This is a genomic window from Streptomyces turgidiscabies Car8 (assembly GCF_000331005.1).
Taxonomy (GTDB): domain Bacteria; phylum Actinomycetota; class Actinomycetes; order Streptomycetales; family Streptomycetaceae; genus Streptomyces; species Streptomyces turgidiscabies.
On the sequence record NZ_AEJB01000508.1, the window covers coordinates 1 to 26186 of the forward strand.

General features: G+C 71.8%; 20 protein-coding genes. 12 read left to right on the forward strand and 8 right to left on the reverse strand.

All coding sequences use genetic code 11. The features are described 5' to 3' along the window. Positions 1–813, reverse strand: an 813-nt coding sequence (locus STRTUCAR8_RS36390) for a lytic polysaccharide monooxygenase auxiliary activity family 9 protein (protein WP_006381336.1), incomplete at its 3' end; no start/stop codon positions are given. Positions 814–1228: 415 nt separating this feature from the next. Here STRTUCAR8_RS36390 and STRTUCAR8_RS36395 point away from each other — a divergent pair. Then, positions 1229–3034, forward strand: a complete 1806-nt coding sequence (locus tag STRTUCAR8_RS36395) for a S8 family peptidase (protein ID WP_006381335.1) — start codon at positions 1229–1231, stop codon at positions 3032–3034. Positions 3035–3176: 142 nt separating this feature from the next. Here STRTUCAR8_RS36395 and STRTUCAR8_RS36400 read toward each other — a convergent pair whose 3' ends face one another. Beyond that, on the reverse strand, positions 3177–4028 hold the full coding sequence (locus tag STRTUCAR8_RS36400) for an NAD(P)H-binding protein (protein ID WP_006381310.1): 852 nt from the start codon (positions 4026–4028) through the stop codon (positions 3177–3179). After that, positions 4025–4666 (reverse strand): ScbR family autoregulator-binding transcription factor, encoded by a 642-nt coding sequence (locus STRTUCAR8_RS36405; protein WP_006381293.1) that lies wholly within the window; start codon positions 4664–4666, stop codon positions 4025–4027. Before STRTUCAR8_RS36405 ends, STRTUCAR8_RS36400 begins: the two co-directional genes overlap by 4 nt. A 259-nt stretch (positions 4667–4925) precedes the next feature. On the opposite strand from STRTUCAR8_RS36405, the gene STRTUCAR8_RS36410 reads away from it, so the two are divergent. The 5 genes from STRTUCAR8_RS36410 to STRTUCAR8_RS36430 all read left to right on the forward strand — a co-directional run bounded on the left by STRTUCAR8_RS36410 (position 4926) and on the right by STRTUCAR8_RS36430 (position 11253). After that, complete coding sequence (locus tag STRTUCAR8_RS36410; RefSeq protein WP_044473507.1) at positions 4926–5822, forward strand: ScbA/BarX family gamma-butyrolactone biosynthesis protein; 897 nt, start codon at positions 4926–4928, stop codon at positions 5820–5822. Between the two features lie 72 nt (positions 5823–5894). Then, positions 5895–6545, forward strand: a complete 651-nt coding sequence (locus tag STRTUCAR8_RS36415; RefSeq protein ID WP_044473511.1) for a ScbR family autoregulator-binding transcription factor — start codon at positions 5895–5897, stop codon at positions 6543–6545. A gap of 237 nt (positions 6546–6782) precedes the next feature. Beyond that, on the forward strand, positions 6783–8015 hold the full coding sequence (locus tag STRTUCAR8_RS36420; RefSeq protein WP_006381323.1) for a damage-control phosphatase ARMT1 family protein: 1233 nt from the start codon (positions 6783–6785) through the stop codon (positions 8013–8015). Between the two features lie 146 nt (positions 8016–8161). Continuing rightward, positions 8162–10315, forward strand: a complete 2154-nt coding sequence (cyc2, locus tag STRTUCAR8_RS36425) for a germacradienol/geosmin synthase Cyc2 (RefSeq protein WP_006381318.1) — start codon at positions 8162–8164, stop codon at positions 10313–10315. 260 nt (positions 10316–10575) lie between these two features. Continuing rightward, a complete protein-coding gene (locus STRTUCAR8_RS36430) occupies positions 10576–11253 on the forward strand; it encodes a PDZ domain-containing protein (RefSeq protein WP_006381304.1) in 678 nt (225 codons plus the stop codon). A 10-nt stretch (positions 11254–11263) separates the two neighbouring features. Here the strand turns inward: STRTUCAR8_RS36430 and STRTUCAR8_RS36435 are convergent, their stop codons facing one another. Further along, on the reverse strand, positions 11264–12019 hold the full coding sequence (locus tag STRTUCAR8_RS36435) for a metallophosphoesterase (protein WP_006381334.1): 756 nt from the start codon (positions 12017–12019) through the stop codon (positions 11264–11266). 191 nt (positions 12020–12210) lie between these two features. On the opposite strand from STRTUCAR8_RS36435, the gene STRTUCAR8_RS36440 reads away from it, so the two are divergent. Beyond that, positions 12211–13344 carry an aminopeptidase P family protein gene (locus STRTUCAR8_RS36440; RefSeq protein WP_006381340.1) on the forward strand — a complete coding sequence of 378 codons (1134 nt, stop codon included), beginning with the start codon at positions 12211–12213 and terminating at the stop codon, positions 13342–13344. A gap of 55 nt (positions 13345–13399) precedes the next feature. Beyond that, positions 13400–14368: an aminoglycoside phosphotransferase family protein gene (locus STRTUCAR8_RS36445; protein WP_006381333.1), complete on the forward strand. Its 969-nt coding sequence runs from the start codon at positions 13400–13402 to the stop codon at positions 14366–14368. Between the two features lie 71 nt (positions 14369–14439). On the opposite strand, the gene treZ is transcribed toward STRTUCAR8_RS36445, so the two are convergent. Then, on the reverse strand, positions 14440–16185 hold the full coding sequence (treZ, locus tag STRTUCAR8_RS36450) for a malto-oligosyltrehalose trehalohydrolase (RefSeq protein WP_006381306.1): 1746 nt from the start codon (positions 16183–16185) through the stop codon (positions 14440–14442). Positions 16186–16368: 183 nt separating this feature from the next. On the opposite strand from treZ, the gene STRTUCAR8_RS36455 reads away from it, so the two are divergent. The 3 genes from STRTUCAR8_RS36455 to STRTUCAR8_RS36465 all read left to right on the forward strand — a co-directional run bounded on the left by STRTUCAR8_RS36455 (position 16369) and on the right by STRTUCAR8_RS36465 (position 18866). Further along, the gene (locus STRTUCAR8_RS36455) at positions 16369–16920 is read left to right on the forward strand and encodes a DUF1707 and FHA domain-containing protein (protein ID WP_044473512.1); all 552 of its coding nucleotides are present in this window, start codon (positions 16369–16371) and stop codon (positions 16918–16920) included. 165 nt (positions 16921–17085) lie between these two features. Next, the gene (locus tag STRTUCAR8_RS36460; protein ID WP_044473513.1) at positions 17086–18411 is read left to right on the forward strand and encodes a M14 family zinc carboxypeptidase; all 1326 of its coding nucleotides are present in this window, start codon (positions 17086–17088) and stop codon (positions 18409–18411) included. Further along, the gene (locus STRTUCAR8_RS36465; protein ID WP_044473508.1) at positions 18408–18866 is read left to right on the forward strand and encodes an SSI family serine proteinase inhibitor; all 459 of its coding nucleotides are present in this window, start codon (positions 18408–18410) and stop codon (positions 18864–18866) included. Before STRTUCAR8_RS36460 ends, STRTUCAR8_RS36465 begins: the two co-directional genes overlap by 4 nt. 41 nt (positions 18867–18907) lie before the next feature. Here the strand turns inward: STRTUCAR8_RS36465 and STRTUCAR8_RS36470 are convergent, their stop codons facing one another. The 3 genes from STRTUCAR8_RS36470 to glgX form a co-directional block, all read right to left on the reverse strand. Further along, positions 18908–20167: a M14 family zinc carboxypeptidase gene (locus STRTUCAR8_RS36470; RefSeq protein WP_006381321.1), complete on the reverse strand. Its 1260-nt coding sequence runs from the start codon at positions 20165–20167 to the stop codon at positions 18908–18910. Between the two features lie 305 nt (positions 20168–20472). After that, positions 20473–22869 carry a malto-oligosyltrehalose synthase gene (gene treY, locus STRTUCAR8_RS36475; RefSeq protein ID WP_006381296.1) on the reverse strand — a complete coding sequence of 799 codons (2397 nt, stop codon included), beginning with the start codon at positions 22867–22869 and terminating at the stop codon, positions 20473–20475. Positions 22870–22979: 110 nt separating this feature from the next. Further along, positions 22980–25124, reverse strand: a complete 2145-nt coding sequence (gene glgX, locus STRTUCAR8_RS36480; protein ID WP_006381342.1) for a glycogen debranching protein GlgX — start codon at positions 25122–25124, stop codon at positions 22980–22982. Positions 25125–25315: 191 nt separating this feature from the next. Here glgX and STRTUCAR8_RS36485 point away from each other — a divergent pair, with 191 nt between their 5' ends. Beyond that, positions 25316–26140 carry a hypothetical protein gene (locus STRTUCAR8_RS36485; protein ID WP_006381320.1) on the forward strand — a complete coding sequence of 275 codons (825 nt, stop codon included), beginning with the start codon at positions 25316–25318 and terminating at the stop codon, positions 26138–26140. The last annotated feature ends 46 nt before the right edge of the window (positions 26141–26186 follow it).

Here is a 26186-nt window from a genome sequence, read left to right on the forward strand (position 1 = left end):
CGCCTCTTCCGTGTCCGCGGCCCGGGCGGGCTGCTCGGCAGGCGTCGCCGGAGCGGTGGGATCGGCCGAACCGGACCGCGCCGGGGACGGGGTGGTGGCCGACGGGGCGGACGCGCCCGAGCCGCCGGTGCCACCCGAGACGCCTGCGTTGCCCTTCGCTGCCGGGAACACCACGTCCGAGCACGAGTAGTACGTGTCCGGCGTACTGGAGTTCTGCCAGATCGTGTACAGGACATGGCGGCCGGTCCGGTCGGACGGCAGTGTCATCCCGATGCGGTACGCGTCGCCCGTCATCGCGGGATCCTTGACCTCGGCGAACGGCCGGTCCGGCAGGTCGGACCACTTCAGCGGGCCGGTCGGGTCGTACCCGGGCTTCGTCAGGAACATCTTGAACGTGCCGGTGTGCGGGATCGTCGAGCGGTACGTCATCGTCAGCCGCGCTCCCGGCGTCAGCCTGGTCGAGGGCCAGTCGGAGCGGGCCAGGTCGAGTCCCCGGTAGTCGGGCAGGCCGCCGCTGCACAGCCGGCCGTCGGGGATCACCGCGCGATCCCGGCCGCCTACGTTCGCGACCCGCAGGTTGTCCCAGAAGGTGAAGGGCGCCCCGCCGTTCGCGGTGACCGCCGCCCGGCAGGCCGCCGTCGTGGCCAGGCCGCCGCCGTCGGGGGAGCAGGCGAAGGCGCGGCTGACCGGCTGCGTCGGCGCACCGTGCGCCTGAGCCGGACCCGCCGCCGACAACGTGAGCAACAACGGCGCCGCGAAGGCGGCGGCCCCCGCGAGTGCGGCGGCCGGGAGCGTGCGGCGGTGGGCGGTCATCCGGGACGTCTCCTCGACCAGGGGAACAGAGCTGCTGCGGGCCGACCCGAGTAACAGGTCTGCTTTCGGGCAGTACGGGAAGCGGGCGGCCCGCGTTCAGCCGGCGGGCGGCGCCGGCAATCCGCGCGCAACCCGCCCAACCCGGTCAACTGGCCGTCGTACAGGGGCGGTTTCCGGCGTTCGAGGGTGGTGATCCGGACCGATCGAGGGTTTCCCCTGTATCCGGATGACCTTCCCTTTGCCTACTGTTCCACCACAGCCGCCCCACAGGTAACCCCGGAACGGGCCGCTCGCGCTTGGCCGGCCGCCGCGCCGCTTTTCGAACCGCACCCCCCGCCGCTTCGACGACGAAGCGAATCGCCCGCCACTCCTCGCTGCCCGCGCGGCTCGGAGTACGGCCCCGAAAGGCAAGCCCTTGCGTTCTTCACTTACCCGTGTCACCGGGCGGAAGCTGATATCCGTCGCCGCCGTCTCCGCGGCCCTGGTGGCCGCGGCCACCACGTCGGTCGCCGTCGCCCAGGAGCCCGCCGCCCCCGGCGCCACCCTGGACGCCACCGCGCAGGCGGTCGCCGTCCCGGCCGAGCGACTCATCGTCGGCTACAAGGCCGGCGCCGCCGAGGCCACGTCGAACCAGGCCGCCGACGCCGACGCCGCCGCCAAGGGCAAGGAGGCCGGCGAGAGCCTGGACTTCCAGCGCCGCCTCGGCACCGGTGCCGCCCTCGTCGACCTGGGCGAGGAGCTCAGCAAGACGGACGTCGCCGACGTCATCGCCGAGTACCAGGCCGACCCGCAGGTCGCCTACGTCGTGCCGGACCGCCTCAAGAAGCCGATGGCGGACCCGAACGACACCGAGTACGCCAAGCAGTGGGACCTCTTCGAGTCCACCGCGGGTATGCGCGTCCCGGGTGCCTGGACCACCTCGACCGGCACCGGCGTGACCGTCGCCGTCATCGACACCGGCTATGTCACGCACTCCGACGTCGCCGCGAACATCGTCGGCGGCTACGACTTCATCTCCGACACCGCGGTCTCCGTGGACGGCAACGGCCGTGACAGCAACCCGGCCGACCCCGGCGACTGGTACGCCGCCGGTGAGTGCGAGCAGACCGAGGGCAGCGACTCCTCCTGGCACGGTACGCACGTCGCGGGCACCATCGCCGCCGTCGCCAACAACAGCAAGGGCGTCGCGGGCATCGCGTACAACGCGAAGATCTCCCCGGTCCGCGCGCTCGGCAAGTGCGGCGGCTACGACTCCGACATCATCGACGCCATCACCTGGGCGTCCGGCGGCACCGTCTCCGGTGTCCCGGCCAACACCAACGTCGCCAAGGTCATCAACATGAGCCTCGGCGGAGGCGGCGCCTGCTCCGCGGCGACCCAGAGCGCCATCACCGGCGCGGTCAACCGCGGCACCACGGTGGTCGTCGCGGCCGGCAACGAGAACGCGAACGCCTCCACCTCCAACCCGGCGAACTGCAACAACGTCATCACCGTCGGTGCCACCGGACGCACCGGCGCCCGCGCCTCGTACTCCAACTACGGCTCCGTCGTGGACATCTCGGCCCCCGGTGGCGAGATGAGCACCGGCACCGCCAACGGCATCCTCTCCACGCTGAACTCCGGCACGAAGACCCCGGGCACCGAGTCGTACGCCTACTACCAGGGCACCAGCATGGCCACCCCGCACATCGCGGGTCTGGTCGCGCTGATGAAGTCGGCGAACTCCTCGCTCACCCCGGCGCAGATCGAAACGGCCATCAAGAGCAACGCCCGTGCCCTGCCCGTCAGTTGCTCGCTCGGCTGCGGCGCGGGCCTGGCCGACGCGACCAAGACCGTGCAGGCCGTGAGCGGCAGCACCGGTGGCGGCACGACGGGGACCGTCTTCTCCTCCTCCACCGCTGTCTCGATCCCGGACAACAGCTCCGCCATCGAGTCCTCGATCGCCGTCACCGGCCGGACCGGCAACGCCCCCTCGGCTCTCCAGGTCGGCGTCGACATCACCCACACCTACCGCGGTGACCTGGTCATCACGCTGGTGGCGCCCGACGGCTCGACGTACCCGCTGAAGGCCTCCAGCACCTCGGACTCCGCCGACAACGTGAACACCACGTACACGGTGGACGCCTCCAGCGAGACCGCCAACGGCACCTGGAAGCTGCGCGTCCAGGACGTGGCCGCCTCGGACACGGGCAAGATCAACAGCTGGAAACTCACCTTCTGAGCTTCCGGCCAACGGCCCCTCGGGCCGAACCACCCGCCGGTTCAGGCGAACTGACGGTGTGACACGAACGGGCGGGTCGGTCGGCGTGGATGGACGCCGGCCGGCCCGCCGTCGTGCGTGGACGGTCCCGTACGCCCCTTGCTCAGCCGCCGAACTCCGCCAGATGCTCCGTCGCCCACTCCCGATACCCGCGCCCCGGCCGCCCGAGCAACTCCTGTACGTCCGGCTCCACTTGCCCCTTGCCCCCGTCCCGCCCCCGCGCCGCACTCTCCACCAGGGCAAGGGCCACCGGCTCCGGATGGCGCGCGAGCAGCCCCCGTAGCAACTGAGCCTCCGTCAGTTCCATGAATGTCAGCTGCCGCTGCAGCAAGTGGCCCAGGATCTCGGTCTGTTCCGCCGGGGTGATGCCCGCGGGACCGGTCAGGGCGTAGGCCCGCCCAGCGTGGGCTTCGGGGTTGGTGAGGGCCTGGACCGCCGCGTCGGCGATGTCCCGCGGGTCGACGTTCGCGTTCCGCGAGGCGCCGTCGAGACCCCGGACGACCCCTTCCTCCTGGACGGAGCGGGCCCAGCCCAGGGTGTTGGACATGAAGGCGCGCGGACGCAGGAAGGTCCACCCCAGGCCGGAAGCGCGCAGCAGCCGCTCGTTCTCCCGCTGCCAGTCCGTGATCAGGTCGATGGCGGCGGGCTCGGTCACCGCCTGGGCCGACAGCTTCACCACGTGGGACACCCCCGCCGCCCGGGAGGCCGCCACGAAGTTCCTGTCCTGGGCCGGCGCCAGCGGGTTCGCGGTGACGAGGAGAGCGGACCGCACGCCGACCAGCGCCGCGCGCAGCCCGGCGGGGTCGTCGAAGTCCCCGCGCACCACCTCGATTCCGGGACCGGCGAGGGTGACGCGCTCCGGGCGGCGGGTGAGCAGGCGCAGCGGGCCGGCGCCCGACAGGCGTTCGGCGACCAGACGGCCGACGGTGCCGGTGGCCCCCGTCAGCAGGATCACGCGACGGGGACCGGAGAGAGGATGCGGACACCGCGATCGGCCCGGCTGTCCAGTCCGAGCAGGAGCCCCGGTACCGCGATGCCGGGCAGGATGTGGGACCACAGGACCGAGATACGGTGCGCGAGATCCGCCCGGTCGGTCAGGGCGCGCGACATCAACTGGATGCCCGCGAAGCCCCCCACCAGCAGCTCCACCGTGTCCCGAGGATTCACCGTGGGCAGCAACTCGCCCTGTGCGCGGGCCTGTTCCATCAGTACGGCCAGCCGCTCCCCCCACTGCCGGAACGGGCCGCTGTGGTCGACCCCGGGGGGCGTCGCCTGGTCCACCGTCAGCCGCACACTCCCTCGCAGCAGGGAGTCGGTCAGCAGCCGCTGTGCCACGACGAAGGTCATGTCGATGATCTCCTGCAGCTTGCAGGCCTGTTCCGGGACCGTGCCGAACGGCACCTGCTCGTCCAGCACCGCCTGGGCGAGCGATTCCTTGGAAGGGAAGTGGAAGTACAGGGCACCCTTGGTGACCTCGGCCCGCTCCAGCACCATCGAGATGGTCGTGGAGGTGTAGCCGTGCTCGTCGAAAACCGCGCCCGCGGCTTCCAGGATCGCCCTGCGCGTCCTGATGGCGCGCTCCTGTTTCGCCATAAGAGGCCCTCCCTGGCGCCCAGTTGGCCGGTGTCCCTGTCAGTCCCGAATTGGTGCCGTGCCGATGCGTGACGGTGTGTCGTCAGATGCGCCGGAACCCGCCGATCATAGGGCCGGACCGACTGATCTCGTTGAAAACAAACCGGTCGCCTCGTACTCTATCGCTCACGAAGCGGGCGCCTTTCCGTCTGCCACGCCATAACGGGGGGACCGAGGAGAGACATTGCTTCCAGCGCCGCAGTCTGCAGAAACCCCAACCATGACGGCGAGTGTTCCGCGTCAGCTCGTGCACCGCGCGTCGATCGCGGAGACGTTTCCGACGGGTTGGACCCGCACAGAAACCGACCGCTTCAGCGTCTCCGCGCAGTGGCCGCGTGTCCACTGTTTACACGTGTCGCCGGATCGGACGGCATACGATCCGCTGCTCGTCGTGGAGACCGTGCGGCAGGCCGGAACCCTGCTCAACCACACCGAGTACAAGGTGCCGTTGGACCACCAGTTCGTGCTCCAGGAGTTCCGGATCACCACGTTCGCCGAGCACCTGGGCGTGGGACCGGCCCCGGCCGAACCCGTCGTCGACATCACCTTCTCCGACGTCCGCCATCGAGGCAAGCGCCTGGTGTCGGCCCGCTACGAGGCCGACGTACGGCTCGACGGTGAACGGGTCGCCCACGCCGACGTCGCCTTCACCTGTACCAGCGGCGCCGTATTCAGCAGACTGCGCGGCGGCCGTACGGCGGCCACCGTGACGCCGCTGCCCCTGCCGCCGGGGCTGGCGGCCGCCGACGTGGGCCGGGACTCGGCGGCGGACGTGGTCCTGGCGCCGCCCCAGCAGGACGACGGTAACTGGCAGTTGCGAGTTGATACCGGTCATGCTGTTTTCTTTGATCATCCTCTCGATCACATACCGGGCATGCTGCTCCTCGAGGCCGCACGGCAGGCCGCGCTGGCGCGAACGGGCCTAGGCAGCCGACGGATACCGGTGTCGTTCGACACGACCTTCCATCAGTTCGCCGAACTGGACCTACCCACCTGGATCGACTCGACGGACGAGGGTGGCGGAGCCCTGAAGGTGGTGGGAACCCAGGAGGGACGCACGATTTTCGAGTGTGTGGTGGGTACCGCTGAGCGGTCGGCTATCTTGTACAGGCAGTAAGAAACAAACGGCATATCCCGTTTTTCTTCGGGGAGTTCGGGAGCACCGCGACGGTGGAGAGGGGTGGCGTCGATGCCGAGGCAGTTACGCGCCGAGCAGACTCGCGCGACGATCATCACGGCCGCGGCCGACCTGTTCGACCGTCATGGCTACGAATCGACCAGCCTGAGCGACATAGTCGAGCACGCCCATGTCACCAAGGGCGCCCTCTACTTCCATTTCGCGGCGAAGGAGGACCTGGCCCACGCCATCCTGGAGATCCAGTCCAGGACCTCCCGGCGGATGGCCAGGGACATCGACGGCCGCGGCTACTCCTCGCTGGAGTCGCTGATCCGCGTCACCTTCGGGATCACGCGGATGGCCGTCGAGGGTCCGATCGCCAGGGCGGGCCTGCGCCTGGCCGCCGGTGACGTCGCCGTACGGCCTCCGCTGCGGCACCCGTTCCGCGAGTGGTCGGAGATGGCCTCCGGGAAACTCCTCGGCGCTGTCAAGGAGTCCGACGTCCACCCTGATGTCGATGTCGACGCGATGGCGCACTCCCTGGTCAGCTTCTTCGTCGGCAGCCGCATGGTCAGCAGGGCGGTGGAGCCGGTGGCCCGCCAGCCCCGCCGGACGGCTGACATGTGGCGGCTCACCATCCGGGCCCTGGTGCCCACGCCGAGGCGGGCACGGTATCTGGGCCTGGTGGCGCAGCTGGAGCGGGAGCTACGCGCGGTGGCGTGAGGCGGGCGGAGCGGCCCGGCTTATCCGGTCAGCGGGGCGAGCTGCTTCGCACGGCTCGGCCCCGGCACGTAGCTGGTCGTCGCCGGCGGGCACCCGGGTCGGCGGCGCCCGCGTGCCACCGGATGGTCGGCGCCCGTGTGTATCCGGCCGTACGGGCGGTACACCTGCCTTCGGTCACCACGCCTGCGCGCGGTGGCCCCTCCGGGCCGCGCGTTCTCCGGCGGTACGGTGAGGCGTATGCCTGCCTCCGACTCCATGTCCCCGCCCGTGATCCTCGGCAACGAACCGGGCTCGTTCCCCTGGAGCGTCCTGGCCGAACGGCATCCCGCGCTGATCCAGAAGGTGCGGGACGCCTTCCCCTACGGCCCGGAGCAGCACCGCGCACTCGACGCGCTCCTCAGGAACTGCACCGAGGGCCTCGTCGAACCGCTCCCCGCCGATGCGGAGGACCGGCGGCAGTGGGAGGAATGGGGCACCCGGGAGTACGTCGGCCGGTCCTGGTTCGACGTGCCGTGGCTGTGGGCGGAGGGGTACTTCTACCGCCAACTCCTCGAAGCGGTCGGGTACTTCGGCGGCAGTGGGAGTGGTGGGACCAGTGGGAGTGGTGGGGGCGAGGGTGCCTGGCGGGGGATCGACCCCTTCCGCCCGTTCAAGCTCGCTGAACTGGACGCCCCCGAGACCGACGAGGAACTGGCCGCGCTCGACGATCTGGTGAGTCGGCCGGAGGAGGAACAGGCGCGCGCTCTGCTCCACGGGTCGCTGTGGGGCAACCGGGCCGACCTCGGCTTCCGGCTCTCCGGCGCGGACGAGGGAGGGGAGGCGGCCGGACTCGTCGCCGACGACAGCGAGGCACTCTGGGCGCTGCTCCGGTCCGCCCGCCCGGGCACCGGCACGGTGTGTCTGGTCGCGGACAACGCGGGCCGGGAACTCGTCCCCGACCTGCTGCTCCTGGATCACCTGCTGACCCGGGGATACGCGGACCGGGCCGTCCTGCATGTCAAACCGCACCCGTACTTCGTCTCCGACGCGACCACCGCCGACGTGGTCGACGCCCTGCGCCGGCTGACCCGCGCCCCGGGCGCCGCCGCCTCGTACGGGCGGCGGCTCTGGTCCGCACTGGCCGAGGGCCGGCTGGTGGTCCGCGCCCACCCCTTCTCCTGCGCCCCGCTCCCGTACGCGGCGATGCCCGGCGACCTGCGCGAGGAGTTCGCCTCGGCCAAGGTCACCCTGATGAAGGGCGACCTGAACTACCGCCGCCTGGTGGGCGACCGACTCAGGCCCCCCACCACGCCGTTCGCGGACGTCACCGCTTACTTTCCCGGCCCCGTGGCCGCCCTGCGCACCCTGAAGTCGGAGGTGATCGTCGGCCTCGACGCCCGTACCGAGGCGGCGCTCGTCGCCGCGGAGGGGCAGCGCTGGCGGACGAGCGGTACGCGTGCGGTGATTCAGGTGTCGTCGGTTCAGCCGTAGCCGGTTCAGATGTCGTCGTGGTCGTCGCATGTCGAGTGAACTCACAACGCCCGTCCGGAATCCCGGAATCGAGCCTGATTCACGCGATGGTGTGATCATGTGCCGCCCGGTGGATGGCTCGTCCGGGGCAGGGGTAGGGCCCGCCCATGACACAGCCGTTCGTACTCCCGCACTTCTACATGCCGTATCCCGCGCGCCTGAACCCGCATCTGGACGAGGCACGCGCCCATTCGACCGTCTGGGCACGGGAGATGGGAATGCTGGAGGGCTCGGGCGTCTGGGAGCAGTCCGACCTCGACGCGCACGACTACGGGTTGCTGTGCGCCTACACGCACCCCGACTGCGACGGCGCCGCCCTCTCGCTCATCACCGACTGGTACGTGTGGGTGTTCTTCTTCGACGACCACTTCCTGGAGGTCTTCAAGCGCAGCCAGGACCGGGACGGCGGCAAGGCCTATCTGGACCGGCTGCCCCTGTTCATGCCGCTCGACCTCTCGACCCCCGTGCCCGAGCCGCAGAATCCGGTGGAGGCGGGCCTCGCCGACCTGTGGGCGCGCACCGTACCGGCGATGTCCGTGGACTGGCGCCGGCGGTTCGCCGTCGCCACCGAGCATCTGCTCAACGAGTCGATGTGGGAACTGTCCAACATCAACGAGGGGCGGATCTCCAACCCTGTCGAGTACATCGAGATGCGCCGCAAGGTCGGCGGCGCGCCCTGGTCGGCGGGGCTCGTCGAGTACGCGACCGCCGAAGTGCCCGCGTCCGTCGCGGAGTCGAGGCCGCTGAGGGTACTGATGGAGACCTTCTCGGACGGCGTCCACCTGCGCAACGACCTGTTCTCCTACCAGCGGGAGGTCGAGGACGAGGGCGAACTGAGCAACGGCGTGCTCGTGTTGGAGACCTTCTTCGGGTGCACCACCCAGGAGGCCGCCGAGACGGTCAACGACATCCTCACCTCACGGCTCCACCAGTTCGAGCACACCGCGCTCACCGAGGTGCCCGGGCTCGCCCTGGTGAAGGGCCTCACGCCGGACCAGGTCGCCGCGGTGGCCGCGTACACGCAAGGACTGCAGGACTGGCAGTCCGGCGGCCACGAGTGGCACCTGCGCTCAAGCCGCTACATGAACGAAGGCGCCCTGGAGGAGTCGCGGCCGTTCGCGTTGAGCGGGTTCGGGACGTCCGCCGCCAACATCGGCGCACTCCTGGCCTCGGCCGGAGCCGAACGGCTGCGCGCCTACACGCACGTGCCCTACCAGAAGGTCGGCCCGTCCCTGCTGCCCGATTTCTACATGCCGTTCGGGCTCACTCTGAGCCCCCATCTGGACGGCGCCCGGTCCCGCCTCGTCGAGTGGTCGCACGGCATGGGCATCCTCCAGGAGGGTGTCTGGGACGAGGACAAGCTGGCCGCGGCCGACCTGCCGCTGTGCGCGGCCGGCATCCACCCGGACGCGACGTCCGACGCCCTCGACCTCAGCTCCGCCTGGCTGGCCTGGGGCACTTACGGCGACGACTACTACCCCCTCGTCTTCGGTCACCGCCGCGACCTGGCCGCGGCTCACCTGTGCACCGAGCGACTCTCCGCCTGTATGCCCGTCGAGGGCGACGCCTTCCCCGTCCCGGTCAACGGCATGGAACGCGGCCTCATCGACCTGTGGCGGCGTACGACGGTCGGGATGACCCCCGACCAACGGCGCACGTTCCGAGCCGCGGTGGACAAGATGACCGAGAGCTGGGTGTGGGAACTGGTCAACCAGACCCAGAACCGCATCCCCGACCCGGTCGACTACCTGGAGATGCGCCGCGCCACCTTCGGTTCGGACCTCACGGCGAGTCTGTGCCGCATCGGCCACGGCCGGGCGGTCCCTCCTGAGGTCTACCGCAGCGGCCCCGTCCGTTCGCTGGAGAACGCGGCCTTCGACTACGGGATGCTCATCAACGACGTCTTCTCCTACCAGAAGGAGATCGAGTACGAGGGTGAGATCCACAACGGCATCCTCGTCGTCCAGAACTTCTTCGGCTGCGACTATCCGACCGCGCTCGGCGTCATCCACGATCTGATGACCCAGCGCATGCAGCAGTTCGAACATGTCGCCGCCCATGAATTCCCCGTCATGTACGAGGACTTCAAGCTCACGGAGGAGGCGCGCGCGACCATGGACGGCTATGTGGACGAGCTGCGGAACTGGCTGGCCGGCATCCTGAACTGGCACCGGCAGGTCCCCCGCTACCAGGCCGACCACCTGGCCCGCAGGTCCCACGGCTTTCTGCCGGACCACAGCTCGGCGCTGTCGATCCGCTGAGGACCCCTGGCCCACCGGGTCGGCGGCATGCCAGGACGCGGGCCTCCTCAGGGAGGTGCGCGTCCGGCGGTGCGCGGGTCGGGACGTAGTGGTCCGCGGCGACGAACCGGCCGAGGTTCACCGACGTGGCCGTGGCCCGCGGACAGCGGGACCGGGTTCGGACGCCTATGGCTGCCCATGTCCGACGCCCTGTCAGTCTCACTCGTTCGTGGCTCGTGGGGCGCCGGTGCGCCGGGTAGAGCACCTGGCGGAGGCGAACCATGGAACAGACTGCGCTGCGTCCCAAGCCGATGCCCGGGCAGGAACGGGCAGGTGGCACCACATCCCGTCCGGCCCGGCGCCCACATGCCGCGCGCCGACGTGGCCGACGGCTGGTGACCCTTCTGTTCGGGTTGTTCGTCGGGACCGTTCTGGTCCTCGCGGGCGTCGGGCTCGGAACGCTCGGCGCCACCGTGATCGGCATGGGCAAACTCGCAGACCTGCAGCGTCATGCGGGAGGGGACGGGCGGGCCGGGCAGTCGGGGGAGGCGCCGGGCTTCCGGGGCGGGAAGCCTGCCGGGTCCGGTTCCGGGGGCGGGTCCGAGTCCCGGTCCGAGTCCGGATCCGCGTCGGGTACCGGCCCGTCCAAGTCGCCCTCGGGCGGCGCGAGTCCGGCCCTCTCACCGTCGGCGGTCACCGCGACGCTCGGTGTCGAGGCCGTGGACGCGGAGAAGGCGGGTGCCCTGGTCGTCGGCGTCCATGTGCCGGGTCCGGGCTACACCGCCGGCCTCGTCCGGGGCGACGTGCTTCTGGCGTTCGGCGAGACGCGGGTCGACTCGGCGGCCGGTCTCGCCCGGGCGGTCGCCGCCGCCCGACCCGGCACGGAGATCACTGTGACGGTCCGTCATGTCGGCGGCGGATACCAGCAGTTGGTGGCGATTCCGGGCATCGTCACCTGACCGCCCTCCGTCACACCACCACCCTGAAGTGGCTGGTCAGCCGCCCGGTGTCGTCGAGTATGTGAAAGGCGAGGCCGACCGGCGCGTCCCGGTCGGCGGGCTGCTCGCCCTCCCAGGGCAGCCGGAGGGTCCAGGTCACCCCCGGGCCGACGAGCAGAGGCCGGCCACCGAAGACCGTGGCCGCCGGCGTGTGCGCGTGACCGGTGATGAGCGCGGCGATCTGGGGCCTGCGCTCCATCAGGGCGGCCAGGCGCCCGGGTTCGGACAGCCGGTAGGCGTCCGGCAGGGGGTGGTGCAGGGCGACGGGCGGGTGGTGGAAGGCGAGCAGCGCCGGGACGCCGTCGTCCAGTTCGTCGAGCGTCGACTCGATCCAGTCGTACGTCTCGTCGGCGAGGGCTCCCTCGTCCTCGCCCGGCACGCTGGAGTCGCACATCAGAACGGCGGCGTCGTCGAAGACGTGCGCGCTGTTGACCGGCTCCTCGGCGGCGGGCAGTCCCAGCAGCGCTTTGCGGTAGGGGGTGCGGCTGTCGTGGTTGCCCGGGCAGGTGAGGACCGGGAAGGGCGCGTCGCCGGTGCGCAGCCCGAGGAGGTGCGCGGCCTCCTCGTACTCGGCCTCCGTGCCGTGGTCCGCGATGTCCCCGGTCACCAGCAGGGCGTCGACATGCCCCGGCAGCTCCCACAACCGGTCGCGCACCCGTTCGGCACGCGCCGTGGACCGCGCGGTTCCGTCGAGGTGCAGATCGCTGATGTGAGCGAGTACGAGCATGGACTTCCGCCTCCCTTAATGGTTATGGCAGATCTAAGCATTAGTTCTAATGGTTGCTCAACTCTCATCCGTTAGCAGAAGGGGTGGGAGGCGAGTGAAGCAGGTGAGGGGAGCCGTCAATCGGCTCGCGCCACCCCGTGCATCCGGGCAGGATGCTGCCCGTAGCCCCTCGCCCTTCCACGGAGGCCCGGATGCCAGGCAGCACGCCCGCGCCCTTCACCGCCGACGACTACCGGGCCCGGCTCCGGCGCGCCGCCCGGGCGGCGGAGGACGCGGGGCTCGCCGGACTCCTCGTGACGCCCGGACCCGACCTCGTCTGGCTCACCGGCTACGCGCCCACCGCGGTCACCGAACGCCTCACCCTGCTGGTACTGGCCGCCGGGCAGGACCCGGTCCTCGTGGTCCCCGCACTGGAGGCCCCGGACGCGGCACAGGCGCCGGGGGCGCCCGCTCTGGCCCTGAGCGACTGGACCGACGGCAAGGATCCGTACGCGGCCACCGCCGCCCTCCTCGACGGAGCGGGACGTTTCGGAGTCAGCGACAACGCGTGGGCACTGCACCTGCTGGCACTCCAGACGGCGCTGCCCCGCAGCTCGTACGTCTCACTCACCGAGGGACTGCCGATGCTGCGCGCGGTGAAGGACGCGGCGGAACTGGCGCGCCTGGCAGCCGCGGGCGCGGCTGCCGACGCAACGTACGACGAGATCCGGAAGGTTCCCTTCGGCGGACGCCGGGAGAGTGACGTCGCGGGCGAGCTGGCCGGCCTGCTGCGGCGGTTCGGCCACTCCCAGGTCGACTTCACGATCGTCGCCTCCGGCCCCAACGGCGCGAATCCGCACCACGAGGCCGGCGACCGCGTCATCGAGCACGGCGACATGGTCGTCCTCGACTTCGGCGGCCTTCTGGACGGCTACGGCTCCGACACCTCCCGCACGGTCCACGTCGGTGAACCGGACGCCGAGCAGCGCAGGGTCCACGACATCGTGCGCGAGGCCCAGGAAGCGGGCTTCCGCGCCGTGCGGCCGGGCGCCGCGTGCCAGGACGTCGACCGGGCGGCTCGCGCGGTCATCACCGAGGCCGGGTACGGCGAGTACTTCATCCACCGCACGGGCCACGGCATCGGCGTCACCACGCATGAACCGCCGTACATGATCGAGGGCGAGGAACGCCCCCTCGTCCCCGGCATGTGCTTCTCCGTGGAGCCCGGTGTCTACCTGCCCGGGCGCTTCGGCGTACGCATCGAGGACATCGTCACGGTGACCGACGACGGTGCCGGCGGCCGGCGCCTCAACAACACGACCCGCGAGATGGTCATAGTGGACTGACCCCGCACCAGGAGCCCCTTTTCCGCCCCCATCCCCGGACGACAGCGGCGCGATCATGACCCAGGTACCGACACCCACCGCGGACACGGTCCGCCGACTGGTCCGTTCCCTGCTCGCGGACGGCACCGTCGGCGGGCCTGGCGGTGCGACGGGTACCACCGGCCCCGACGTCCGGCCGGCCGACGCGGGCGGGCCGGGCGGCGAGCACTTCACCTGGTGGGTCGGCTCCCGGCACGTGCTGCGCCTGGCCCCCGACCGTGAGGCGTCCGCGCGGCTGCGCCGCGAACCGCGCCTGCGCGACCTCGTTCGCCCGCACATCGGCGTCGCCGTCCCCGTCGGCGTGGCACACGGCGAGTGGGCCGCCGGACTGGCCTACACGCTGGACACCACGGTGCCCGGCGGCTCGGCCGAGGAGCACGACATCTCCGCCGTCGGCGAGGCCGACCTCGCCGCGCTCCTCACGGGGCTGCGCGAGGTACCCGTACGCCAGGCCGAGACGCTCGGCGTGCCGCGGGTCGGGCCACGCTCCCTGGAGGCGCTGCGCCGGGCCGCCGCCGCCGCGGCCGAACGCCTCGCCGCGGCCGACGAGTTCGACCCCGTACTGCTGCACCAGCTGACCCCGTCCGCCACCACGCAGCTCGCGGCGCAGGCCGGAACCGCGGTCCTCGTCCACCACGATCTGCGGGGCGAGCATCTCGTGGTGAGCGCCGACGGACGGGTGCGCGGTGTCCTCGACTGGATCGGCGCGGTGGTCGGCGACCCGGCCGAGGACATCGCGGGCCTCGCCCTCGCGGTCGGCTCGCCAGCGGCCGTACGCGCCGCCACCCTCGCCGGCTACGCCGCCCGGCCCTGCCTGCGTGGTCTGTGGCTCGCCCGCTGCGACACGGTCGTCCGCCTCGCCGAGAGCCTCGCCCGGCGCGACGCGGGCCCACAGTCGCTGCTGAGAGTCCAGCTGCGGCGCGCGTGGGAGGCGATCCTCCTGGAACGGGTGACGGAGCTGAGGGAGGCGGACGAGGAGGGTTAGGGACAGGGGGGTGGGGATGCGGGGGCGCGTAAACGCCTACGCAAGCGTCTACGCGAGCGCCTGAGACGCGCTCACCCCTGCTCCAGCACCACACAGGACTCCCCGGGGACGTGCAACAACCCGTCCGCGCCCGGGAGTTCGACCGGCTCCCAGGCGGCCAGCACCCGCGCCCGTCGCGGGCCCAGGGGAATCGCCGCCGGCTTCGGGGCGAGGTTCGCGACCACACGTACGTCCCCGCGCCGGAAGGCGAGCCAGCGGGCCTCCTCGTCGTAGGCGACCTTGATGTCCGAGAGATCGGGGTCCGTCAGGTCGGGCTGGGCGTGGCGCAGGGCGATCAGGTCCCGGTACCAGGCCAGCACGCGCGCGTGCGGCTCACGGTCGGGCTCCGACCAGTCGAGGCAGGAGCGGTCGCGGGTCGCCGGGTCCTGGGGGTCCGGAACGTCCTCCTCGGCCCAGCCGTGCGCCGTGAACTCCCGTCGCCGGCCCCGCCGTACGGCCTCCGCGAGCTCCGCGTCCGTGTGGTCGGTGAAGAACTGCCACGGGGTGCCGGCCGCCCACTCCTCGCCCATGAACAGCATCGGTGTGAACGGCCCGGTGAGCATCAGGGCGGCGGCGCAGGCGAGCAGCCCGGGGGAGAGGGAGGCCGACAGGCGGTCCCCCTGGGCGCGGTTGCCGACCTGGTCGTGGGTCTGGGTGTAGCCGAGCAGCCGGTGCGCGGCGACGCCGGCGCGGTCGAGCGGGCGGCCGTGCAGACGGCCCCGGAAGGTCGAGTACGTGCCGTCGTGGAAGTAGCCGCCCGTGAGCGTCTTGGCGAGTGCTTCGAACGGGGCCCGCGCGAAGTCCTCGTAGTAGCCCTGCGCCTCACCGGTCAGTGCGGTGTGCAGGGCGTGGTGGAAGTCGTCGCTCCACTGCGCGTGCAGTCCGAGGCCGCCGCCCGCGCGCGGGGTGACGATCCGCGGGTCGTTGAGGTCGGACTCGGCGATCAGGAACAGCGGCCGGCCCAGGTCGGCCGCGAGGGCGTCCACGGCCGTCGACAGCTCCTCCAGGAAGTGGCACGCGCGCGTGTCCCGCAGCGCGTGCACCGCGTCGAGGCGCAGCCCGTCCAGCCGGTAGTCGCGCAGCCAGGCCAGCGCGCTGCCGAGCAGATACGCGCGCACCTCGTCCGAGCCGGGCGCGTCCAGGTTCACCGCGGACCCCCAGGGCGTCTGGTGCGTGTCCGTGAAGTACGGGCCGAAGGCGGGCAGATAGTTGCCGGACGGTCCCAGGTGGTTGTGCACGACGTCCAGGACCACACCGAGGCCGAGCGCGTGCGCCCGGTCGACAAAGCGCTTCAGCGCCTCGGGGCCGCCGTACGGCTCGTGCACGGCCCACAGGGACACCCCCTCGTAGCCCCAGCCGTGCCGACCCGGGAACGGGCACAGCGGCATCAACTCGATGTGGGTGACGCCCAGTTCCACCAGGTGGCCGAGCCGCTCGGCCGCCGAGTCCAGCGTGCCCTCGGGCGTGTACGTGCCGACGTGCAGCTCGTACAGGACCGCGCCCGGCAGTGCGCGGCCGGCCCACTCGGTGCGCCAGGTGTGGCGGCCGTGGTCGACGACCGCGCTCAGCCCGTCCGGGCCGTCAGGCTGGCGGCGGGAGCGCGGGTCGGGCAGCACGGGGCCGTCGTCGACGGCGAAGCCGTAACGCGACCCGTCCACGGCCTCGGCCTCGCCGGACCACCAGCCCGGGCGCTCCGGATCGCGCTCCAACGCGCGCGTGGCCGAGTCGCACTGGAGCGTCACACGACTTGCCTGCGGTGCCCACACCTCGAAGTGCACGGACGGATCCCCTTACTCTGCCGAGCGGTGCTCACCGGGAGGTAGCCCGTCCCATGGTGCTTCAAACGCCGACGCCCCGCGCTCGCATCCTCTCGTTTGCCTGAGGTGTCGTCAGGCCGGCCCGCGGAGCACCCGTTTCTGCGTTGTGTGGACACCCCGGGCGCGCTGCCCGACAATCACGAAGTGACATCGTCCTTCGAGTTCCACACGTACCCGGCGCGCCTCTCCGACGCGGAGCGCGACCGGGCGCTGAAGGCACTCCGCGACGGGGTCGCTCTGGGGCGGCTCTCGCACGACACGTTCATCCGGCGCATGGAACTGGCGCTGGTCGCGCGGCGGTCCGACGAACTGGCCCTCCTCACCGCCGACCTGCCCACCGAGAACCGGCTCTCCCGCCTGGTGTTCGGGACGGTCGAAGCGGTCTCCGGCTTCACGGTACGGCTGCGCCGGGCCTGGCAGTCCGAGCGGCTCCCCAAGCTGCTCCTGCCCCATCCCGGCAACGGCCACCCCCTGCGCATAGGGCGCGACCCCGCCAACGGTCTGCGCCTCACCCACGAGACGGTCTCGCGCGTCCACGCCGAACTCCGGCACCAGGGTGGCCTGTGGGTGCTGCGCGACCTCGGCTCGACCAACGGCACGACGGTGAACGGGCGTCGTGTGATCGGTGCGGCCGTCGTCCGCGACGGCGACCAGATCGGCTTCGGGCACATGGCGTTCCGCCTCTCGGCGGAGTGACAGCGCTTGCCATGCCCCTGCTCCGGCGGGAGCGATTCACTTTGCGTGCCGTGGTGTTGACGTAACCTCCGAGTCGTGACTGACTGTGCGTGCGCCATGCACACCAAGTGAACCGACGGCCCCGCTGTGGAGGTTGCCCTGTCGCCGCTCCACCGCTACCCGTCCGTGGACGAGCTGGCCGACCGGGCCGCCGCGCTCGTCGCCCGTCATCCCGCCGACGCCCGGCTGCGCACCATCGGCACCTCGCGCGCGGGGACGCCCCTGCGGCTGCTCTCCGTGGGGCACGGCAGCCGGCAGGCCCTGATCGTCGCCGGACCGCACGCCAACGAGCCCGTGGGCGGTGCGACCGCCCTCCGGCTGGCCGAACGGGCCCTCGCCGACCCCGGACCGACCGTCCGCGCGGACGCCACCTGGAACCTGCTGCTGTGCCTCGATCCCGACGGCTCGCGCCGCAACGAGGGCTGGCTCGCGGGTCCCTTCACCCTCGGCCACCACTTCCGGAACTTCTTCCGGCCCGGCTTCCTGGAGCAGCCCGAGTGGCTGCCCGACGGCGCGGCCGGGGCCGCACTGCCGGAGACCCGCGCGCTGCTCGCCGTCCAGGACGAGCTGCGGCCGTTCTTCCAGTGCTCGCTGCACGGCGTCGACGTCGGCGGCGGCTTCGTGGAACTCACGCGTGACCTGCCGGGTCTCCCGCAGCGCGTCGCCGAGACGGCGGCCCGGCTCGGCGTCCCGCGCGAGCTGGGCTCGTACGACACCCTGTACTGGCCCCGTCTGGGACCCGCCGTGCACCGGATTCCGCCGCCGGTACGGGGCGACCTGGCCGCGGCCATAACGGAGGCCGCCGTCGAGTCGACCTGGTTCCACCCGCACCGGCACGGCACGGTGACGGCGATCGTCGAGGCGCCCATGTGGGGCGTGGCCGCCGTGGAGGACGACACACCGCCCGTCGACGCCGACGCGGTACTGCGCACCGTCAGCCACACGCTGCGGCACGACACGCGGTACCTGGAGGGGGTCCTCGGCCGACTGCGGCCCCACCTCGCGCGCGTGCCCGACGCGGACCGTCTCCTCGCCCCGGTGGACGACTATCTGCTGGTCTGCCCCGGTCTCGCCGACGCCTGGGACCCCGACACCGACGACGGCACCGCGGACCGGCTGCCACCGCTCAGCAACGCCCACCTGGCCACCCTGCGCATCGCCGGGCGGCGGCTGTCGCTGCGCACCGCGGGGCTGCTGCACCAGTTGGCGCGTGGTGCCGGTCCGGTGGCCGCGGACGTCCTGTGCGCGCTCGACAGGGTGATCGACGAGTGGTGCGCCGACTACCGCGACGGCTGCGGGGCGCGGTGGATACCGGTCGCCCGGCAGGTGGAGTACCAGTCGCGGGTGGTGCTCGCCGCGTTCGAACTGGCGGGCCGCCGCGCGCGCGTGGGCTCCCGTTCGGGTGAGTCGGGGTGGGGTGCGGGGGCCGCGGTGCCGATGCACAGGGAATGACCCACACCATCAGCACCGGCGACACGACCCGACCCGACCGCGTCAACAGGACCGTCAGCACCGCGCGCGCGGTGCGCGGGGCCCTGCTGGCCGTCGGCCTCCTCGTCGCGGGCTCCGCGCCCGCGCAGGCGGTCACCCGGGAGGACGTCCGGGACAACTGGCTCTACGTCACCGTCAGCCGGGGCGAGCCGGACGCCGGTGACACCCGCGGGACACTGGTGCTGTGCGACCCGCCCCAGGGGCACGCGCAGGCTGCCCGCGCCTGTGCGGACCTCGCGGCGGCGGACGGCGACATCGGCCGCATCCCGCCGAGGAAGACCCTCTGCCCGATGCTGTACTCGCCCGTCACCGTGCACGCGCGGGGCGAATGGAACGGGATCCCGCGGGAGTACGACAGGACGTTCTCCAACGGATGCGAACTGGGCGCGAGGACCGGCGCCGTGTTCGCCCTGTAGCGGCCACGCAGGGCGCCCTGACAGAGCGAACCCGGTCTCGCCTAGCCCCTCCGAGGGGCTCCCTCGCGCGCGTGCCGTGCGGCGGCCATCACCGTACGGGCCTGGTGCTCGACCTGATGGTCCAGCGGCACCCAGCGCGCCCGGAAGCGGACCATGAAGGCCTCGCTCCAGGCCGCGACCAGGTGTTCGAGGGGCGGTACCGCGCGGTCGTCGGTCTCCCGCAGGACCCGCAGCAGCATCGCGGCGGCCCGCAGCGGCAGCCGGCGGCCGAACGCGTCCACGCTGCCGACGTACGCCATCGTCGTGTCGGCGGGTGGCGTGTGCGTCCAGTCGGCGGCCAGCCCGGGCACCAGTTCCAGCGCCCACTGGGCGGCCCGCAGCAGCGGTCCCTCGGCGTCCGTCAGCCGGGGCCGCGCGTCGGCGAGGACCCGGTCGACCTCCATGCCGTCCCGCAGCAGCCGGCCGGCGAGCCGCCGTATCGCCGCCGCCGGCGCCGGATGCGGGGCCGGGTCGTCCACCAGGTCGCTGGCCCACATCGGCACCTCGACGACCGCGGTCAGACCGCCGTACCGGTGAGCGTGGTACCAGGTGCTGTGCCGGGCGTCGTCCGGCATGCTCGGGTACGCCGCGTCCGTGCCCGGCGCCGGCATCACGTGCACGCCGGGCCCCGACGCGGGCCAGCCCGCCGCGTCCGAGGCACCGGTCTCGACCGGGATGTGCAGTTCGGCCGCCGACTTGGCGAACGGCTCGGCGAGACCGGGGACGTCCTTCGTCAACTGCACCCAGCTGCCGCCCACGTCGGTGCCGTGCAGGGTGACCTGGAGATAGGGCCGCAGTTCGTCGATGACACGGGTCAGGGCGAGGGTCTCGGGCGGCAGCCGGTCGGGCGGCAGCACGGAGGGCGCCCACTCCGGCTGCTCGGGGCCGGCGGGCCGGTAGAAACCGAGGTGGTAGTCGAGCAGGCTGCGCGGCGCCGGAGTGACGTGCAGGCTGGCACCGTCAGGGTCCGCGCACAGCAGGAAGTGCCAGGAGGTGCCCGCCCGCAACTCGCGGTCGTGCACGGTCCGTTCCGCGAGTGCGAGGAGCGTGGAGCCCCCCGTGGGTTCGTTGGCGTGGGCACCCGCGACGACGAGTACGGCGTGTCGTGCGTGGCCCACGGACAGCAGATGCAGGGGCCGTCCCGCGCGGGAGGAGCCCACTTGAGTGAAGGTGCACAGACCCGGCCGGTGAGCGGCCAGCGCCCGTGCGGACGAGACGAGTTCGTTCACACTGGGGTAACGCAGCTCCGGCAGGAGACTCACCCCCGTCTGGTCCACCCGGCGTCGCAATCCGCAGTACCCCATGGCGTCCAGGAACTGTCAAGGAGGTAGCGGGGGCGGCTCCAGGGGGCGCCAAGAAGCATTCACCCCCGACGGCGAGGACGGGGACGGTCGGCGGCAGCGGCCGACCGGGACATCCGCCGCGCGGGACGGCCGCGCAGAGCCCGGCGAGGGTGCTCACCACCACACGCCGGTAGTCGCAAACGCGCGCCGTAGTGCGCGCTGCTGTGCGCCGGGCGCTCGAGCGCTGGCAGGGGCGCGCGCCGAAGGGTTCGCGCCCTGGGGCCTCACTCCTCGCCGACACGCTCCAGAAGAGCCACCGGCAGCCGTGCGAAAAGCTCCTCCACGCGCGCGTGCCCGGTGAACTCCCGCTCCGGGGACAGCAGATCGGCCCACCGGCCCGGCGGCAGCGGCAACCGCGTGTCGTCCCAGCCGCCCGCGTCCGCCAGCCGCGACGACAGCCGGGTGACCGCCGTGACCACCTCCCCGGAGCGCGCGAACGCCACACAGTGCGCCGCCGCCGGACCCTGTGCGACGAGCGGTGTGTACGTCCCCGTGTCGCCGAACACCGCCGGACGCCGCGCGCGCAGCCGCAGTGCCGTCGCCGTCAGGCCGTCCTTCTCGCCGGGGGCCTCCGGAGGGAACCGGACGGGACGGCGGTTGTCCGGGTCCACCAGCGCCAGGTACTCGCTCTCCGTGCCCTGGTAGAGATCCGGCACGCCCGGCATCGTCAGGTGGACCAGGGCCATGCCCAGGACGTTCGCCCGGATGTACGGCTCCAGGGCGCCCCGCAGCGCCGTCACGTGCTCGCCGGGCGCCCCGCACGGGCCCGCCGCCACGAACGCCGCCACCGCCTCCTCGTAGGCGGGTTCCTGCTCCGTCCAGGCGGTGTGCAGGCCCGCCTCCCGGATGTGCTTCAGCAGGGCGCCCTGGAGACGCTCCGTGTCCGCCGGGCCCAGGCCGAAGGCCGTCTGCCAGGCCGCCCACGCCAGTTGGGCGTCGGGCAGCCCCTCACCGGTGCGCGTGACCTCCGCCAGGACGTCGGCCCATCGCTGCGGGCACTCGGTGAGCACGGCCAGCGCCGCGCGTACGTCGCCGCTGCGCTTCGTGTCGTGCGTCGACAGCACCGTCCCCGTGGCCGGCCAGTCGCGCTGCACGCGCGCGCAGTAGGCGTGGAAGTCCTCCGGGGACACCGCGGGGCTGCCCGGACCGCCGCCGACCTCGGTCGCCGACAGCAGCGGCACATAGCGGTAGAACGCCGTGTCCTCCACGGACTTGGCCCGCAGCGCCGACGACGTCTGCGCGAACCGGTCCCGGAACTCCACCTGCTCGGGGTCGTTCGCGGCCCCGCCCGCCGCCCGCCCCAGCAGCAGGTCCCGTACGACCTCCACGGCCTCGCCCTCCTGCGGGACGGCGAACGCCTGGCGGGCCTCCGCGGCGGCCACCTCGGTGACCACGGAGGCCGTGTCCCCGGGGGTGTAGGGGCGGTAGACCTCCATACGGACCAGTAGCTCACGCAGCGCCGTGCGCAGGGCCCAGGGGGCACGGTCGCGCAGCGCGGGATCCGGGGAGGCGGCGCAGAGACGGTTCGCCACGCGGGTCAGCCGGTCCACCTCGGTGGCCAGCTCATGCGTCACCACCTTGTACGCGGCCCGCCGTACCGTCGCCTCCCAGTGCCCGCCCCGGTCGGCCTCAGGAGCCGCGAACCGCCGGTACTGGCCGAGGAGCTCGCCCGCGCCCGCCGGGTCCGTGAACAGGCCGTCCAGGTGCCGCAGGGCGTCGTAACCGGTGGTCCCCGCGACCGGCCAGTCCGCCGGCAGGTGCTCCCCGTCGGCCAGGATCTTCTCGACCACGGTCCAGCGGCCCCCGGTCGCCTCGTGCAGACGGCGCAGATACCCGCCCGGGTCCGCGAGCCCGTCCGGATGGTCGACCCGCAGCCCGTCCACCACGCCGTCCGCGAGCAGCTCCAGCAGCTTCCCGTGTGTCGCCGCGAACACGTCGGGGTCCTCGACCCGTACCCCGATCAGCTCCGAGATGCTGAAGAAGCGCCGGTAGTTGAGTTCGGTGCGCGCCAGCCGCCACCACGCGGGGCGGTACCACTGCGCGTCGACGAGCTGGGGCAGCGGCAGCTTCTCGGTGCCCTCACGCACGGGGAGGACATGGTCGTGGTAGCGCAGGACGTGACCCTCGTACCCCAGGTGCGCGTCCTGCCACCGCTCGACCTTCAGCTGCTCCCACTCCGTGCCCAGCGGCTGCCCGAGCACCGGCAGCAGCAGGCGCCCGCCCTGCGCCTCCCAGTCGATGTCGAACCACCGCGCGTACGGTGACCCGGGGCCCTCCCGGAGCACCTCCCACAGGGGGCGGTTGTGCCGCGGGGACATCGCCATGTGGTTGGGCACGATGTCGGCGACCAGGCCGAGACCGTGCTCCCGCGCGGTACGCGCCAGCGCGCGCAACCCCTCCTCGCCGCCGAGCTCACCGCGCACGCGCGCGTGGTCCACGACGTCGTAGCCGTGCGTCGAACCCGGCACGGACTCGAGGAACGGCGACAGATGCAGATGCGAGACGCCGAGCGACGCCAGGTACGGCACGGCGTCCGCCGCGGCACCGAACGGAAACGCGGGCTGGAGTTGCAGCCGATAGGTGGCCGTCGGCACGACCGGCTCAGAACGCTCAGGTGTCATGGAGACCTACGTACCCGCCCCACCGCCTTTCGTGTCATCGACTCCTGCGTACGGCCGCCGAAACGGCCCTCCACGCGCGCGTGGAGGGCCGTAGGCCGGGCGGGGGCGGACTAGGCCGGGCGTTGCAGCACCGTCAGGCTGTGGTCCAGGAGGGTCAGGCGGTCGCCCGCCGCGACCTTCGCGCCCGTGCCCGGTGCCACGCCCTCCGGGAGGGCCGTGTCGACCACGACCTGCCATTGGCGGCCGTGGTTGACCGGCACCACGAACTCCAGGGTCCTCGGCGAGGCGTTGAACATCAGCAGGAACGAGTCGTCGGCGATGCGCTCCCCACGGGCACCGGGCTCCGAGATGGCGTTGCCGTTGAGGAACACGCTCATCGCGCCCGCCTGTGACGAGTCCCAGTCGCGCTGGACCATCTCCTCGCCCGCCGGAGTGAACCAGGCGATGTCGGACAGCTCGTCGTGGGTGCCCTCCACGGGGCGGCCGTGGAAGAAGCGGCGCCTGCGGAAGACCGGGTGGTCCCTGCGCAGCCACACCATCGCGCGCGTGAAGTCCAGGAGTCCGGCTCCCTCCTTCCCCTTCTCGTCCTCGTCCTCGTCCCGGTTCTGGTCCGGCCACCGCACCCAGGAGATCTCGTTGTCCTGGCAGTACGCGTTGTTGTTGCCGCCCTGGGTGCGCGCGAACTCGTCGCCGTGGCTGATCATCGGCACACCCTGGGACAGCATCAGTGTCGCCATGAAGTTGCGCAGCTGGCGTGCGCGCAGAGCCAGGACGTCGGGGTCGTCCGTCTCGCCCTCCGCGCCGCAGTTCCAGGACCTGTTGTGGCTCTCGCCGTCCCGGTTGTCCTCGCCGTTGGCCAGGTTGCGCTTCTCGTGGTACGACACCAGGTCGTTGAGGGTGAAGCCGTCATGGCACGTCACGAAGTTGATCGAGGCGAGCGGACGGCGGCCGTCGTCCTGGTAGAGGTCCGAGGAGCCCGTGAGCCGGGACGCGAACTCCGCGAGCGTGCGCGGCTCGCCCCGCCACATGTCCCTCACGGTGTCGCGGTACATGCCGTTCCACTCGGTCCACAGCGGCGGGAAGTTGCCCACCTGGTAGCCGCCCTCGCCCACGTCCCACGGCTCGGCGATCAGTTTCACCTGGGACACCACGGGGTCCTGCTGGACCAGGTCGAAGAACGACGACAGCCGGTCCACCTCGTGGAACTGCCGGGCCAGCGTGGCCGCGAGGTCGAAGCGGAAGCCGTCGACGTGCATCTCGGTGACCCAGTAGCGCAGCGAGTCCATGATCATTTGGAGTACGTGCGGGGACCGCATGAGCAGCGAGTTCCCGGTCCCCGTGGTGTCCATGTAGTAGCGCTGGTCCTCCATGAGCCGGTAGTACTGGGCGTTGTCGATGCCCTTGAAGGAGAGGGTCGGGCCGAGGTGGTTGCCCTCCGCGGTGTGGTTGTAGACCACGTCCAGGATGACCTCGATACCGGCCTCGTGCAGCGCCCGCACCGCCGACTTGAACTCCCGGACCTGCTGGCCGCGGTCACCCCAGGAGGCGTACTCGTTGTGCGGGGCGAAGAAACCGATCGTGTTGTAACCCCAGTAGTTGTTCAGGCCCATGTCCACCAGACGGTGGTCGTTCACGAACTGGTGCACCGGCATCAGTTCCAGCGCCGTGACGCCAAGCTTGGTCAGGTGTTCGATGATCGCGGGGTGGGCGAGCGCCGCGTAGGTGCCGCGCAGCTCCTCGGGCAGCGCCGGGTGACGCATGGTCAGGCCCTTCACATGGGCCTCGTAGAGCACCGTGTGGTGGTACTCGGTGCGGGGGCGCCGGTCGTCGCCCCAGTCGAAGTACGGGTTCACCACGACGGACGACATCGTGTGCGGCGCCGAGTCGAGGTCGTTGCGCCGCTCGGGCTCGTCGAAGTGGTAGCCGTACACCTCCTCGCCCCAGGTGACCGAACCGCTGATCGCCTTCGCGTACGGATCGAGCAGCAGCTTCGCCGAGTTGGTCCGCTGGCCGCGCTCGGGCTCGTACGCGCCGTGCGCACGGAAGCCGTACCGCTGGCCCGGCATCACGCCCGGCAGATACGCGTGCCGGACGAACGCGTCGCTCTCCCGCAGTTCCACCGCGGTCTCGGAGCCGTCGTCGTGGAGCAGACACAGCTCGATCCGGTCGGCGGCCTCCGAGAAGACCGCGAAATTGGTGCCGGCGCCGTCGTACGTGGCACCGAGTGGATACGCCTCTCCTGGCCAGACCTGCATGCGCTCGACTCTTTCAGTTGTGGTCCGCCGCTGGGGCCTGCTCCCCTCCGAGTCTCCCCGAAAGTGATGGAACCACCTACGACTTACGTCCCTCTTACCGGTCGACCAGTGCGTACCCGCATACGCGGGTATGTCAAAACTTTTCCTTCTTCACGTACTCCCTGGGCAGTGAGGGGGAGTAAGGGGACAACGTGCGCAAGATCGTGCGCCGCCACCTGGGCAAGGTGGTGGCGGGGACGGGTATCGCGGTGGCCGGTACGGCCGTCATGATCGCGGTGACGCTGCCGGGAGCGGCGGGGGCCGACGAGTCGGGAGGCACCGGGACCGCCGGGAGTACGGCGAGCACGGGCGGGAGCGCGGGGGAGTCCGCGCAGCAGCAGGCCGCCGCGCCGCCCGGTGTCGTCGAACAGGTGCCCGCCGAGGGCGAGAAGGGCACGGGCCGCGATCCGCTCACCGACGGTGAGACGGCGCGGGTCGAGCGGATCGCCCTGAACCGGCAGTTGCTCGACTCCGGTGAGAACGTCGAGGGGAAGCGCGGCCCGCAGCGGATCGGCATCGACCTCGCCGAACCCGAGGCCGCCGAGGTGGACGACCCGAACGCGCCCCGGCGCGCGGACGTGTCGTACTACGACTACAAGGACGACACCCTGGTCACCAGGACCGTCAACCTCGACACCGGCAAGGTCGAGCGGACCGGCACCCAGCACGGCGTACAGCCGCCCCTGAGCCGCGCCGAGACGGCCGAGGCGACCGCGCTCCTGATAGCCGACCCGCTGGGCGCGGGCCTGAAGGCCGACTACAAGGACGCCACCGGCTCGGAACTCACCTCGCCGGACCAGTTGCTCGTCACCAGCATGGTGTACCGGGCCACTCCGGGCGCCCAGCCCGCCGTGCTCGGCACATGCGGCGACCACCGCTGTGTGCGGCTCTTCCCGAAGGTGAAGAACGGGTCGTGGATCGACGCCCGTTCGCTCGTGATCGACCTGAGCGCCCGCAAGGTCGCCAAGCTCGGCTGACCCCTGGGCGAGCGGCCCTCGGTTCACTTCTCAACCTCCTTTTACC

Excerpts from the sequence above, each read along its gene's own strand:
- STRTUCAR8_RS36405 (WP_006381293.1), bottom strand. The coding sequence starts at position 4,666 with ATGGCGAAACAGGAGCGCGCCATCAGGACGCGCAGGGCGATCCTGGAA.
- STRTUCAR8_RS36410 (WP_044473507.1), top strand. The coding sequence starts at position 4,926 with ATGACGGCGAGTGTTCCGCGTCAGCTCGTGCACCGCGCGTCGATCGCG.
- STRTUCAR8_RS36415 (WP_044473511.1), top strand. The coding sequence starts at position 5,895 with ATGCCGAGGCAGTTACGCGCCGAGCAGACTCGCGCGACGATCATCACG.
- STRTUCAR8_RS36420 (WP_006381323.1), top strand. The coding sequence starts at position 6,783 with ATGCCTGCCTCCGACTCCATGTCCCCGCCCGTGATCCTCGGCAACGAA.
- cyc2 (WP_006381318.1), top strand. The coding sequence starts at position 8,162 with ATGACACAGCCGTTCGTACTCCCGCACTTCTACATGCCGTATCCCGCG.
- STRTUCAR8_RS36430 (WP_006381304.1), top strand. The coding sequence starts at position 10,576 with ATGGAACAGACTGCGCTGCGTCCCAAGCCGATGCCCGGGCAGGAACGG.
- STRTUCAR8_RS36435 (WP_006381334.1), bottom strand. The coding sequence starts at position 12,019 with ATGCTCGTACTCGCTCACATCAGCGATCTGCACCTCGACGGAACCGCG.
- STRTUCAR8_RS36440 (WP_006381340.1), top strand. The coding sequence starts at position 12,211 with ATGCCAGGCAGCACGCCCGCGCCCTTCACCGCCGACGACTACCGGGCC.
- STRTUCAR8_RS36445 (WP_006381333.1), top strand. The coding sequence starts at position 13,400 with ATGACCCAGGTACCGACACCCACCGCGGACACGGTCCGCCGACTGGTC.
- STRTUCAR8_RS36465 (WP_044473508.1), top strand. The coding sequence starts at position 18,408 with ATGACCCACACCATCAGCACCGGCGACACGACCCGACCCGACCGCGTC.
- treY (WP_006381296.1), bottom strand. The coding sequence starts at position 22,869 with ATGACACCTGAGCGTTCTGAGCCGGTCGTGCCGACGGCCACCTATCGG.
- glgX (WP_006381342.1), bottom strand. The coding sequence starts at position 25,124 with ATGCAGGTCTGGCCAGGAGAGGCGTATCCACTCGGTGCCACGTACGAC.